11 protein-coding genes are annotated in these 13,948 nt (G+C 32.2%); 5 read left to right on the top strand and 6 right to left on the bottom strand.

Features of this window, described 5'->3' with window-relative positions:
• Positions 1-47 precede the first annotated feature (47 nt).
• From DG435_RS20320 to DG435_RS20300, 5 genes are all read right to left on the bottom strand, one after another.
• Positions 48-1,061: an SIMPL domain-containing protein gene (locus DG435_RS20320; protein WP_106794085.1), complete on the bottom strand. Its 1,014-nt coding sequence runs from the start codon at positions 1,059-1,061 to the stop codon at positions 48-50.
• 127 nt (positions 1,062-1,188) lie between these two features.
• Positions 1,189-2,028: an alpha/beta hydrolase gene (locus DG435_RS20315; protein ID WP_106794086.1), complete on the bottom strand. Its 840-nt coding sequence runs from the start codon at positions 2,026-2,028 to the stop codon at positions 1,189-1,191.
• Positions 2,025-2,393, bottom strand: coding sequence for a cupin domain-containing protein (locus tag DG435_RS20310; protein ID WP_106794087.1), 369 nt, complete (start codon positions 2,391-2,393; stop codon positions 2,025-2,027). Before DG435_RS20310 ends, DG435_RS20315 begins: the two co-directional genes overlap by 4 nt.
• 12 nt (positions 2,394-2,405) lie before the next feature.
• Positions 2,406-2,975: a hypothetical protein gene (locus DG435_RS20305; protein WP_106794088.1), complete on the bottom strand. Its 570-nt coding sequence runs from the start codon at positions 2,973-2,975 to the stop codon at positions 2,406-2,408.
• Positions 2,976-3,015: 40 nt separating this feature from the next.
• Positions 3,016-4,551 (bottom strand): helicase HerA-like domain-containing protein, encoded by a 1,536-nt coding sequence (locus tag DG435_RS20300; protein ID WP_106794089.1) that lies wholly within the window; start codon positions 4,549-4,551, stop codon positions 3,016-3,018.
• 111 nt (positions 4,552-4,662) lie between these two features.
• Here DG435_RS20300 and DG435_RS20295 point away from each other — a divergent pair, with 111 nt between their 5' ends.
• Both DG435_RS20295 and DG435_RS20290 read left to right on the top strand, forming a co-directional pair.
• Complete coding sequence (locus DG435_RS20295) at positions 4,663-5,121, top strand: RidA family protein (RefSeq protein ID WP_106794090.1); 459 nt, start codon at positions 4,663-4,665, stop codon at positions 5,119-5,121.
• Between the two features lie 138 nt (positions 5,122-5,259).
• Complete coding sequence (locus tag DG435_RS20290; protein ID WP_106794091.1) at positions 5,260-5,889, top strand: 7-carboxy-7-deazaguanine synthase QueE; 630 nt, start codon at positions 5,260-5,262, stop codon at positions 5,887-5,889.
• A gap of 1,952 nt (positions 5,890-7,841) precedes the next feature.
• On the opposite strand, the gene DG435_RS20285 is transcribed toward DG435_RS20290, so the two are convergent.
• Complete coding sequence (locus DG435_RS20285; RefSeq protein WP_106794092.1) at positions 7,842-8,375, bottom strand: DUF2911 domain-containing protein; 534 nt, start codon at positions 8,373-8,375, stop codon at positions 7,842-7,844.
• A gap of 260 nt (positions 8,376-8,635) precedes the next feature.
• Here DG435_RS20285 and asnB point away from each other — a divergent pair, with 260 nt between their 5' ends.
• The 3 genes from asnB (at position 8,636) to DG435_RS20270 (ending at position 13,909) form a co-directional block, all read left to right on the top strand.
• Positions 8,636-10,315, top strand: coding sequence for an asparagine synthase B (gene asnB, locus DG435_RS20280; protein ID WP_106794093.1), 1,680 nt, complete (start codon positions 8,636-8,638; stop codon positions 10,313-10,315).
• Between the two features lie 563 nt (positions 10,316-10,878).
• On the top strand, positions 10,879-12,819 hold the full coding sequence (gene gyrB / locus DG435_RS20275) for a DNA topoisomerase (ATP-hydrolyzing) subunit B (protein WP_106794094.1): 1,941 nt from the start codon (positions 10,879-10,881) through the stop codon (positions 12,817-12,819).
• A gap of 88 nt (positions 12,820-12,907) precedes the next feature.
• Positions 12,908-13,909, top strand: a complete 1,002-nt coding sequence (locus tag DG435_RS20270) for a DUF6588 family protein (RefSeq protein WP_106794095.1) — start codon at positions 12,908-12,910, stop codon at positions 13,907-13,909.
• The last annotated feature ends 39 nt before the right edge of the window (positions 13,910-13,948 follow it).

The raw sequence follows: 13,948 nt of genomic DNA, 5'->3' as shown, positions 1-13,948 counted from the left end.
AAAGATAACATTTAAAGATAACGGTTATAACAAAATGATAAATGGTATTAGTTTAATTTTAATTCTTTAATATCGATGTTTCCATCTGGTGAGATTAAGAAATATTTCGGATTTGTAATTTCTTTTTCAATTGGTTTTTGCTCTTTTGGTATAGGTGTGTACTGTAGTTTTATTTCCATACCTATTTGCACAACAGGTTCAACTATTGACGTATTTATAACCATATCATAATCTTTATAAGTGATAGGATCATAATAATATGTGGTTTGTTTTTTTGCAGTCACAATCCCTTGTTTTTTATTAAGTGTTTCTAAAGAGGTACTATGAAAAGCTTGGTAGTTTTTATAAAATTCTTTTGGAAAATGACAATATTTGGTATCAGCAATTGTTGGGTGATATGATGTTAAGTCAAAACCTAAATCTGTATAGAATTGTTTTTTCTCTTTTAGGGTTTTCAATATTTCTGTACGTAGTTGTTTGTATACGGTTTGTATATCGTTTATGAAATAATCTACTTTGACAAGATTATAAATTTCGTTATTTGCGCAGGTAGCAAGTATTTTTTCAAATTGATTTACATTAGTGAATTTTACATGGATATTTTGTTGTAATTCAAAACCTTTAGGAACTTCATTATATTTTTTGCTAAATAACTTTTTTTCTACAACAGTTTCGTATACAGGAACAAATGATATGACATCTATAATAATATCTCCCTCCAAAATACCTTTAGTACGCAATCCATCTTTTACTTTTGCTACTCTCTCTTTCATTAGTGTATTGGTTTCTTGAGATGTTTTTCCAATTTGAACGATATTAAAAATTGCCGTATACGAATCGGCAACAATATTGTTTAACACTTTAGCATCGATTGTTATTACTGGGTTCGGTATTAAATCCTTTTGCCTGAATTGTTGTATTTGATTTCCATAAATATCAGCATTTGCCAATTCTGCAGGAGCAATTATATTTTGCCTGGAAATAATTGTTGCGTTTCCTCTAATTTGTGCAAAGGCGAAAGAATTAGAGAATACTAGGAAGATGTAAATTAAATTTTTCATGATTTAGATTTATCGTAAATCTATGTTGAAGATGGGTTTTAGGAAAACAGTAATGAGTAAACGGTGCTTTTAAATGAGGGAAGTGCTTTTTTTCTAAAAAAAGATGCTATTAGAATTTGTTTACGTCTTATGCTTTCAAAAAATCAATAATCATATCATCAACTTCATCAAAAAACAGAGAGTGACCATAATCTTCTGTAGTAATAAATTGGGCATTGTTCCAATTTTTGCTAATACCTTCGGCTTCGCTATAAGGAGCGATATCATCATTTTTATCATGAATTAAAAGCCCATTAAGTGCTAGGTTTTTAGCAAAACTTGTCATCGAGAATTCTTCAAAATAGAAACCATGTTTTTCTTTGAAATATTGATTTAATGCTTTCATAAATTTTGGAGAAAGCTTTAATATTTCCTGATATCCTTTCATGATCCTGGACAATTCTGAAGGAGGTGCCAGTACTATTAATTTCTCTATTTCTTTATTTGGGTAGGTATATTGATGAAATATAGTTGTCATACCACCTACAGAATGCCCAATCATATGATTAGGTCGATAGAGTTCAACTATTTTTTGAAGGCACTTAGTGTATAAAGGAACGTTTAATATTTTTCCTGTAGAATTACCATGTGCCGGAGCATCAAAAGCAATTACATTAAATCCTCTTTTGTGTAATTTTTGTATAAGTACCTTCCATCGATGCGTATTGCTCTCCCATCCATGAACTAATAAAATCGTTTCCCCCATACTTGACCATCTATAGGTCTGTATATAAATAGTATCAATAAGAACCATTTCGTCTTCTGCTTCTTCTAGAAAATCTTCTTGTTCGGGTAATATTTTACCTTTTCTTGGGGTACAGAATAAGATGTATGCTTTATTGATTGCCTTTTTTGGATAAAAAAAGAAAAGAAACTGGATGTATTTTCCAATTATATGAGGTAAGTATTTTTTATATTTTTCTATCATTCATCTTCGCGGTGTACTGCTTCCATAGTAAATGCAGGGAGACAAATGGCAAGATACTCACATTCTTCATTAAAAGGGTTAGTATATTGAATTCTTGTGTTTTTTTTGATTTTAATAGATTGCCCTGATTCTAATATTATTTTTTCACCGTCTATAATAAATTGTTTTTTGCCTCTAATAATATAGGTGTATTCATCAAACTCTGGAGTTTGAAAAGGCTCACTCCAATGAGGTGGAGCAATCATATGTGCTATGCTAATTTGGGAATTTTGATCAGTAGCCATGCCAAAATGCTCTTCTATTAACTTTCCATCCGTAGTGGGAACAATAAAAGGGGATTTTTGGATATAATATTTTTTACTCATTTTTTTTGCTTTTTAATTCGCTGCCTCCCAACTTATCCAGAAATGTTTGATTTTTGCAGCATCTGGTATATCTGTAGCTGTTATTTCTATATCTGTAGTAGATTGAAACTTTTTTGATAACTCTTTTTTATCAATAGTAAAATAGGCCTGAATACTATCTACAAATATCACAGCTGTACTTAGTGTATTGTTAATTTTTGAGATCTTGTAATGATCTTTTATGTCTTTGAAAATACCATTAGAAGATAAGCCCGAAGCAGTTTTGTATCTAGGATCTACAATTTGAATGTTTTCTATAGTAGATGTTGGATCTGATTCTTTTTGAGCTTCTAAAACTAATAATTTTACTCCTCCTTTTTCATAAACCTCGATTTCATTTGCATTATTTAGAAACTGATCTCCTGTAGCCCTCTTTGCAATAGAATCATTGGCATAGATAGAGTCTAATTCTTTGACCTGTATTTCGTTGGTTAATAACCCTATTCTATTATTAGTAATCTCAAAAGGGTCTTGTTTTTTTTCTTTCTGACAGCTATACATTAATAGTGAAATAAGAAGAATTTTCAACATTCTCTTTGCCATAACTAGATGATTAAATGATTTGTTAAACTATAAACGTAAATTATTTCAATAACTTATTCAGTACTCCTAAAGCCCCTCTAATAAAAGTAGCACTGGTTAGTACTTTGATTACTGCTTTTTCTGTAGCACTGGTTCTTCTGTTTCTTGATCGAGAGCTGGATGAACTTTTATTTAGCTTTTCTCTTTCTTTTTTGGCGGCTGCTTTTGCTTCTTTTGCTTCGGCTTTCTCAATTTTTTCATTTAACAGCTCATAGGCACTTTCTCTATCTATTTCTTCATTATACTTTGGGATAAGCTTTGATTTTTTAAGTAAAGTTTTTAGTTCGCCATCACTTAGTATATCCATTCGACTCATAGGAGCGCGTAGCATAGTTGCTGCCAGTGGAGTAGGGCGTCCCTTTTCATCAAGGGCAGATACCAAGGCTTCACCAATTCCTAAAGAAGTAAGTATTTCTTTAGTGTCATAGTATTCTGAAATTGGATAATTCTCTGCAGTAAGTTTAATCGCTTTTCTGTCCTTGGCAGTAAACGCTCTAAGTGCATGCTGAACTTTGAGTCCTAATTGACTCAAAACCCCATCAGGAACATCAGTTGGATTTTGAGTTACAAAATAAAGGCCTACACCTTTGGATCGTATTAATTTTACAATACTCTCGATCTGGCCCATAAGTGCGTTAGAAGCTTCTTTAAAAATTAGATGAGCCTCATCAAGAAAGATAACTAGCTCTGGTCTTCCGCTATCTCCCTGTTCTGGGAAAGTACCGTATATTTCGGCAAGAAGACTAAGCATAAATGTAGAAAACAACTTTGGCTTATCCTGTATGTCTGTTAGCCTAATGATATTGATTATACCTCTACCATTTTCATCGATCCTGCATAAATCCTGAACTTCGAAAGATTTTTCACCAAAAAAGAGATCTGCTCCTTGTTGCTCTAATTCGACTATTTTACGTAAAATGGAGCCTGTAGATGCAGTAGAAATACGTCCATAATCCTTTTCTAATTCCTTTTTACCTTCTTGAGTGGAAAATTGTAAGACTTTCTTTAGATCTTTTAGATCTAGTAATGGCAATTTATTATCATCACAATATTTAAATATGACAGAGATAATTCCTGCTTGTGTTGTCGTAACATCAAGAATTCTGGATAGTAAAACTGGTCCAAACTCACTTACTGTGGCTCTAAGTCGAACACCATCCTGATCAGAAAGAGATAAAATCTCTACAGGAAAATCTTTGGCTTCGAATGGAATGCCTATTTTTTCATGACGCTCATCAATTTTGGGATGACCAGAACTAGCAGCTGCAATCCCACTAAGATCTCCTTTTATATCCATTAAGAGCACAGGTATTCCTTGTTCGCTTAAGTTTTCTGCTAGTACTTGTAGAGTCTTAGTTTTGCCTGTTCCAGTAGCACCAGCAATTAACCCGTGGCGATTTAATGTTTTTAATGGGATTTTTACATGAGCATCGGTTACTGTTTCGCCATTGTACATGGCTGCTCCCATAGTTAGGAAATCACCTTTGGTCTTATAACCTTCGTTAATATGTTCAAGAAATGCCTGGTTATCGCTCATAATTAAATATAATTTTGCATAAAAATAGGAATCTTAACTTTTCTATAGAAATTATAAGTTACTTTTAATATAAAGTAAATCACAATACTAATTTTTTATTATTCGAGATTCATGAAAAAAATAATACTGATAATTTGCCTTTTTGCCTTTTTTATGAGTTGTAATACAGAAGTTATAAAGCCTGTAGATGAAGTGGTTTTTCATAAAACTCACGAACCTAAAAAATCAACCGCTCCTTTTTCTGATGCCGTACAGGTAGGAAATCTATATTTTCTGTCTGGTCAGGTAGGAATAGATCATAGTGTAAGAAAATTGGTACCAGGAGGAATACAACCTGAAACAAAACAAACTCTGGAAAATATCAAAGCAGTTTTAGAACACCATGATATGAATATGGAGGATGTAGTGAAATGTACTGTGATTTTGGCTGATATAGAAGATTTTTCTGCTTTTAACGAAGTGTATAAAACTTATTTCCCTCAAAAACCGGCACGAACTACCTTTGCAGCAAAAGGATTAGCAGTTGGTGCTAAGATCGAAATAGAATGCATTGCTGTTAAATCTGAATAGAGATAATGATGTAGTATGCTGTTATAGATACCGGATTAAGCTAATTTTTGTTAGTATTTTATAATTTTGATTAGAAGAATCTTTTAAGATGTAATTATTCTGAAATCGTAATTTAATATTATTTACATTTGCAGCCTTATGCAAAAGAGTATACAAAAATTGGTGAATGATGGCAAGATGCTTCCTTTGATGGAAGAATTTTATACTATTCAGGGAGAAGGTTTTCATAAAGGAACGGCAGCATATTTTGTTAGAATAGGTGGTTGTGATGTTGGGTGTCATTGGTGCGATGTGAAAGAAAGCTGGAATGCAGATTTACATCCTCCAACAGATACAAATGTTATTGTAGAAAATGCACTAAAATATAGTAATGTGATTGTAGTTACAGGAGGGGAACCTCTTACCTGGGATATGACATTGCTAACTCAGGGGCTTAAAGATAAAGGAGCTAAAACTCACATTGAAACCTCTGGTGCTTACCCTCTAACAGGAGAATGGGACTGGATTTGCCTTTCTCCCAAAAAAGTAAAACTTCCAAAAGGAGAAGTCTATAAAAAGGCTGATGAATTAAAATGCATCGTTTATAACAAAAGTGATTTTGAATTTGCAGAAGAACAAGCAGACAAAGTTTCTGATAATTGTGTATTGTATCTTCAACCCGAGTGGAGTGTTCGCGAAAAAATCATTCCTCTGATTGTGGATTATGTTATGAAAAATCCAAAATGGAAAGTTTCTCTTCAAACTCATAAGTACTTAAATATTCCTTAAAAAAAATCTATCTTTCTGATTCTTAAGCTTTTTTGGGTAAAAATACAAGTACTTAATCGTTAGTGCATTATGGTTTTTCCACAATATCAGGGATAATTCCCCATATTTTATTATTTATCATGAAGGAAAAAGACTACATGTCTTGTGGTTTTTCAGTATTTTATACACTTTTTACCCAGCTCTTTAAGTATTTATATCGAAATTATCATTTTTGTTTTACCACTTGTTTTAGTAGTGTTTAAATTTATATGAACAATTTAAAATCAGTTTCTTATGAAAAATTTATACACTACATTTGGATTAACTTTTAGAACTTTTATTAGTTTTATAAAGGAATTACCAGGGGCATCTCTATATGCTATGCGTAGATAAGTATCACATAAAGTAATATATATACTTTTGATACGAACACGAAATTTACCTTTCATCGAATGTAAATGTCGTTTTAATTCTTCTTTTAGGTCGGTTAACGATTTTTTGAACTTACCAATGTAAATATGGTATAAATTTGTAACTGTAATTAAAAACCAAACAGTTATGAAATATTTTACCCCTATTTTCGGATTAAGTTTTAACGTAGTAATTAATTTTTTAAAAGATCTTCCAGGAGCATCTCAATATGCAATCAATAAATAATGATGGGTATTGTAGTTTATTGTTATCTGTCGTTTTATTTTTTAGATCCTTAGTAAGAGATTGTTTTGAGAAATAATCTCTTACTAATTTTTGTAAGTAAGAAAAGGATGATATAGTATATAAGAAAAGGACTATATCTAATCTAATATAAATACTTCTTTTCAAAGATTACTATTTTTTATTTAGGGTAAACGCAAATACTTCAGCTACCGAGTAAAACCAATAACTTCTCAGAAATACCTTATTACATTTAGTGACCAACTTAATTTTGAGTTTTTTTACACATATACACTATAATTAGTTTAATTGTTAGACTTCATTTTTTTCTTTAATTTCCCATTACGACGATATTTAATTGAAAGGAAAAATATTCAAAGAATATAAGATAGATGCTAATATCATTTAGATATGATCTCTTTTTTGCATTTATGAGATGGAAAGAATAATCGCGTTTTTAGAATAATATATAGGTATAATTGTGCTTTTTTGTTGTTTTGTATGTTGAAGAAGGCTTGACTGAATGGATTTAAAGATAAAAAAGGGGGAGAAAACCCCTAAATTTCACTTTTATTATGTAAGAAAAAACTTCAAAAATTAACATAGTTAAATCTGTTTTTGATATTATAGCGATTTAAAAATGTTTTATGTCTAAAATTCTGTTTTGATGATGTTAATTTTTATTGGTCAAACAAGATAGATATTATCTTTGTATAACAAATTTAAATCAAAAGATTATGAAGCTATTTTACGGTATTTTTTTTGTTGATATTAAGGCTTTAAAAACCTTTTTAAGACAATTACCATCGGCTTGCAGTAATGCAATCCATAGATAAGATTTTTTTGAAATTGTTGAGGGACAATTTTGAAAATTAAATGAAACGAAAAAGAATAAACTTTTAAAAATTTATGTTAAGGAATCGGGGAAAATTACCCTATTATCCTTGTATAAAAAGACAAAGTATTAGAGGTTAATTTATTAGAATTGAAATTTTAGTGCTTATTGTCGATAAAATCTTGATTTATATCTAAAATATATATAAATTTATTGACATCGAGTTATATCGGTGTTATATTTGAGTAATAATTATATTAATTTTTAAACGTAACATATGGGGCTATTTTACACAAAATTTAGATTAACTTTTAGAATTGTAATGGATTTTCTAAGAGAGTTACCTGGAGCATCTGGTCATGCTATTCACAGATAACAAAAGAACTAATTATCTCTGTTGGGGATAAGAACAAACACAATAGTTGAGGAAAAAAATAGCTTGAAAATATATTTTCAAGCTATTTTTTTATGAAGTAAATTGTTATTATAAATTAAATGGTACGGCTACACGAGTAGTGTCCCATCCAAGTACCATGTGGTATCCTTTATCTACTTTTTTGAAAGCTATAGAAAAAACTTCTAGTTCATCACCACTTCCAACAGGAACATTAATTCTAGCTACATCTTTACTTTTATCATAAGAGTAGGCTCCCCAACTATCCAGATCAGAATTGATAATAATAGTCCATTCTTTTTCACCAGGAATAGTGAATAATGAATATGTACCTGCTTTGATAGTTTTATCTCCCATTTTTACATCCTGAGAGAATCTGATTTCGGTTGCTTCATCGGCTCCAGTTCTCCATACTTTATCATATGCAGCTAAGCTACCAAAAATTTTACGTCCTTTCTTTTGTGGACGACTATAGACAACTTTAATCTCTGGTTTGGCATTTCTGTCTTTCTTAGCGTAAGAAATATCCGTTGGACTTTTCTGCAGTCCTGCAAATTTTTGAGCATTTACACTTGATAACGTACCCAAAAACATAATAATAACTAATAAGAGTGATTTTTTCATAATGGTGATTTTAATTTTTATGACAGACGTAAAGATATTGTTGAACTTACAATTGAAATGTTAATCGAGTCTATAAATTGTGTTAAATGTTTGAGATGACGATTTGATAGTATACATAAGATTATATCCTTAGTGAAGTTTCTTTTTGTTGTGTTTTATTGTGTTTTTTGTTTCAATCTGTAAGTTATATATCGCTTATTGTTTTTATTTTGTAACTATAAATCAATCTTTGACCTTTCAAATAATAGAAAACGAAGAATATGTGTGGAATTGTTTGTGCTTTTGATATAAAGCAAGATTCAGAGATGTTACGACCTCAATTACTAGAGATGTCAAGAAAAATTAGACATAGAGGTCCGGATTGGAGTGGGATATACTCCAGCAAAAATGCAATACTAGCCCATGAAAGATTGGCTATTGTAGACCCTGTTTCTGGTAAACAACCGTTGTTTAGTGCAGATAATAAATTAGTACTAGCAGCTAACGGAGAAATTTATAACCATAGAGAACTTCGGAAACAGTTCGAAGGAACGTATGATTTTCAAACAGAATCTGATTGTGAGATCATTTTAGCGCTATATGAACAAAAAGGCGCGGATTTCTTAGATGACCTTAATGGTATTTTTGCTTTTGCATTATATGATGTAGAAAAGGATACATACCTCATTTCAAGAGATCATATGGGGATTATTCCTCTATATATGGGATGGGATCAAAATGGTACTTTCTATGTTGCATCTGAGTTAAAGGCTCTAGAAGGAGTTTGTACTAAAATAGAATTGTTTCCTCCAGGACATTATTTGTCAAGTGAAGAAGGAACTTTAAAGAGATGGTATGTTAGAGACTGGTCTGATTATGAAGCAGTACAGGAAAATCAAACCAGTATCGATAAACTTAGAGATGCTCTAGAGGCAGCTGTTCATAGGCAATTAATGTCTGATGTTCCTTACGGTGTTCTATTGTCAGGCGGATTAGATTCTTCAGTAACTTCTGCTATTGCAAAAAAATATTCAGAAAAACGAATAGAATCCAATGACACCAAAGATGCATGGTGGCCAAAGTTACATTCGTTTTCTGTTGGATTAGAAGGTTCCCCCGATTTGGAAGCTGCGCAAAAAGTAGCTGATCATATTGGAACCATTCATCACGAAATAAAATTTACCATTCGAGAAGGTCTTGATGCGATAAAAGATGTGATCTATAACCTGGAGACCTATGATATTACTACCATAAGAGCCTCTACACCAATGTATTTGATGGCTAGGGTTATAAAATCTATGGGAGTAAAAATGGTGCTATCGGGAGAAGGAGCTGATGAGATTTTTGGAGGATATTTATATTTTCATAAAGCACCAAACGCAAAAGAATTTCATGAAGAAACTGTGCGTAAACTCAATAAATTACATATGTATGATTGTTTACGAGCAAATAAATCGCTTGCAGCATGGGGAATCGAAGGGCGAGTGCCATTTTTGGACAAAGAGTTTATGGATGTTGCAATGAAAATTAACCCAAAAGATAAAATGATCAATGGGGAGAGAATGGAAAAATGGGTAATTCGTAAAGCTTTTGAATCTTATTTACCAGAAAGTGTAGTCTGGAGACAAAAAGAACAATTCTCTGATGGAGTAGGATATAGTTGGATCGATACATTGAAAGAAGTTGTTGAGGTAGAAGTTACAGATGAACAAATGGCAAATGCACATTTTAGATTCCCAATACAAACTCCGCAAAACAAAGAAGAATTTTACTATCGTACTATTTTTGAAGGGCATTTTCCTAGTGATACGGCAGCATTGAGTGTTCCTCAAGAACCATCGGTAGCATGTAGCACAAAAATTGCTTTAGAATGGGACGAAGCATTTAAGAATATGAATGATCCAAGTGGTAGAGCTATTGCTAATGTACATGAAGAAGCTTACGACGATGTCAATATATAATAAAAATTACAGTTTATTTTAGCTGAAAGTTGAGTTAATTGAGATTAAAACCCTAAGAATATTTTCTTAGGGTTTTGTTTTATCTATAACTTTTGGATAAAAATTAAATGCAAAAGAAAGCTACAATTAATTATAACCTTCTTTAAGATTCGATTTGTTTTTATGAAGTAATGTACCTTAATTCATGAACTATTAGACTTATACTGACAGTACGACCAAGTTGTACACTTCTGTTTCTTTGTAATCTTTAAGAAAGCGTTAATATGATGACTAGTTTTTTATATTATAATTTAGAATGAGCTGTCGAAAAGAAATTTGTCAATTCTTATTTGTTTACAAGAGGTTAGAGTGATTTAATAAATATCTGGCAAAACACAAATTATCTTAAAACTCGATTTAAGGGGTTTTTTATCGTTTTTAAGAGCGTTTTTTGATTTTCTAGTACTATTCTTAATTAATTGTTGATAACTCGTTAAATCCTTCTTGATAAAACTCTTTGATCCTTTTACTCTTTTTTTATCTTTGTTTGTTGTCAAAAAAATAAAATAATTAATAAGGGATTTATGAGCGAAGAAGCTAATAAGAATAATTACTCCGCCGATAGTATTCAGGCACTCGAAGGAATGGAGCATGTACGTATGCGTCCATCGATGTATATTGGAGACGTTGGATCTCGAGGGTTACATCATTTGGTGTATGAAGTAGTAGATAACTCAATTGATGAAGCACTGGCAGGGCATTGTGATGCTATACAGGTAACTATTAATGAGGATAATTCTGTTACTACACGAGATAATGGTAGGGGTATTCCTATAGGTATACATAAAAAGGAAGGTGTTTCTGCTTTAGAGGTTGTAATGACCAAAATAGGTGCGGGAGGAAAATTCGATAAAGATTCTTACAAGGTTTCTGGTGGTCTTCACGGGGTAGGAGTATCTTGTGTGAATGCATTATCAGCTCACTTGCATGCTTTTGTTCATAAAGAAGGTAAAGTATGGGAGCAGGAATATGAAAAGGGTAAGCCATTATATCCAGTTAAATCTACAGGAGATACAGATTTTAATGGTACTATAGTTACTTTTAGACCAGATCCCACGATTTTTCAGCAGACTCTGGAATATAATTATGATACTCTGGCAAGTCGTATGCGTGAATTGGCATACCTTAATAAAGGAATAAAAATTACATTAACAGATAAGCGTCATCAGGATGATGAAGGTAATGATGTTACTGAAACTTTCCATTCTGAAGAAGGATTAAAAGAATTTGTTCGATTTCTTGATACAAGTCGTAGTGCTATTATAGCAGATGTGATTTCTATGGAAGGCGAGAAAAATGATATTCCTGTAGAAGTGGCGATGATCTATAATGACTCTTATGCAGAGAATTTACATTCTTATGTGAATAATATTAATACACATGAGGGAGGAACACATCTTTCAGGTTTTAGAAGAGGCTTAACTGCTACACTTAAAAAATATGCAGACGCTTCAGGGATGTTAGATAAATTGAAATTTGAAATTGCTGGAGATGATTTCCGTGAAGGATTAACAGCTATCATTTCAGTAAAAGTTCAGGAGCCTCAATTTGAAGGGCAGACCAAAACTAAATTAGGAAATAGAGAAGTTACTTCTGCAGTTTCGCAAGCTGTTTCTGAAATGCTGGAGAATTACCTTGAGGAGAATCCGAATGATGCTAAAACTATTGTTCAGAAAGTAATCCTTGCTGCGCAAGCACGCCACGCTGCTAAAAAAGCACGTGAAATGGTGCAACGTAAATCAGTAATGAGTATTGGTGGTTTGCCAGGTAAACTTTCTGATTGTTCAGAACAAGATCCTGCATTATGTGAAGTGTTTTTGGTTGAGGGAGATTCTGCAGGTGGAACAGCAAAACAAGGACGTGATCGTATGTTTCAAGCAATTCTTCCACTACGTGGTAAGATATTGAATGTAGAAAAAGCAATGCATCATAAGGTTTTTGAAAATGAAGAAATCAAAAATATCTTTACTGCTCTTGGTGTTACTATCGGAACCGAAGAAGATAGTAAAGCATTAAACCTGTCAAAATTACGCTATCATAAAGTGGTGATTATGTGTGATGCCGATGTAGATGGTAGTCATATTTCTACATTGATCCTCACATTCTTTTTCCGTTATATGAAAGAACTTATTGAGGCAGGACACATTTATATAGCTGCACCACCACTATATTTGGTGAAAAAAGGAGCCAAAAAACAATATGCATGGAATGATGATCAACGAGATTTGATTGTACAAGAATTTGGAGAAAGTTCGAAAATACAACGATACAAAGGTCTTGGAGAGATGAATGCAGAGCAGTTATGGGATACTACTATGAATCCAGAATTTAGAACGATGCGTCAGGTTACCATTGATAATCTTACAGAAGCAGATCGCATATTTTCTATGTTAATGGGAGATGAAGTACCACCACGTAGAGAGTTTATCGAAAAGAACGCTGTGTATGCAAATATTGATGCATAAATAATAGTTTAAAATTATATTTAAGATCCGCTATATAAAGGTATAGCGGATTTTTTTTATATTGCAATGCCCATTAAACCCAAATCTTATGAAAAAATGTACTTTGCTGTTGGCATTACTTCTAGGTCACGCTACGTTTTCGCAAACAGATATCGATCAAATTCTTGAAATAGGAATCGAAAATGCCCAGAGATTTAGTGAAGATTATTTTGCATCTGCAGGAGAGTCTTTAGTAAACGCTATGTCAAATGGTTGGTATAATACAGCAGAAACAAAAAAATTATGGCACTTCGAAGCAGGAATTGTAGGTAACCTATCTTTTATAAGAGAAGAGAAACAATCTTTTATTCTAAATGTGCAGGATTATACGGATTTAACATTTAGAAATGGACAAAGCAGTCAGACTGTTGCAAATGCATTAGGTGTAAATCAAGAAGAGGTAGTAGTAGTAATAAATCGAGGTCAAGCTACAGAATTAGAAGTTATTTTGCCAAATGGTATCGGAGATTCTGAAATTAATTCTTTACCAAACGGGTTTATTCAAGGATCAATGGGGTTAATAAAAAGTACAGAAATAAAACTTAGATTTTTACCTAGGATTAAAGCAGTACAAGATGCCGAAATACAGTTATACGGTGTTGCGTTTCAGCATGAGTTTACCGATTGGGTTTTTCCACTAAAGAGATGGCCGGTTAGACTATCTGCTTTGTTGGGATATACCAATGTAAAAGGTTTTTATGATATTAATGCCAGCAGTGGGATAGAAGGTGCTGACCAAGAAGTACGTCTAAATACTAATTCATGGTTAATCACAGGTATTGTATCCACCAAATTACCGGTTTTAAACTTTTATGGGGGGCTGGGGTATTATTTTGGTTCGAGTGATGCAGATTTATTAGGTACTTATCAAATCCAAAATGGGCCACTGAATTCACAAACAGTAACAGATCCAATAAGTGTGAAAAATAAAGCAAAAGGAGTTAAAGCATCAATTGGTGCAAAAGTACAGTTTGGTATTTTTAGAGCTAATTTGGATTATACATTACAAAACTATAATAACCTTTCTTTAGGACTTAATTTTGGCTGGTAATTAACACTCTATTTGTTAATTAATTCATCAAAGAATTCG

This window comes from Aquimarina sp. Aq78 (genome assembly GCF_900299525.1).
Taxonomy (GTDB): domain Bacteria; phylum Bacteroidota; class Bacteroidia; order Flavobacteriales; family Flavobacteriaceae; genus Aquimarina.
The sequence above is the reverse complement of the archived record's forward strand: the minus strand, read 5'-3'. Positions and strand labels throughout refer to the sequence as shown.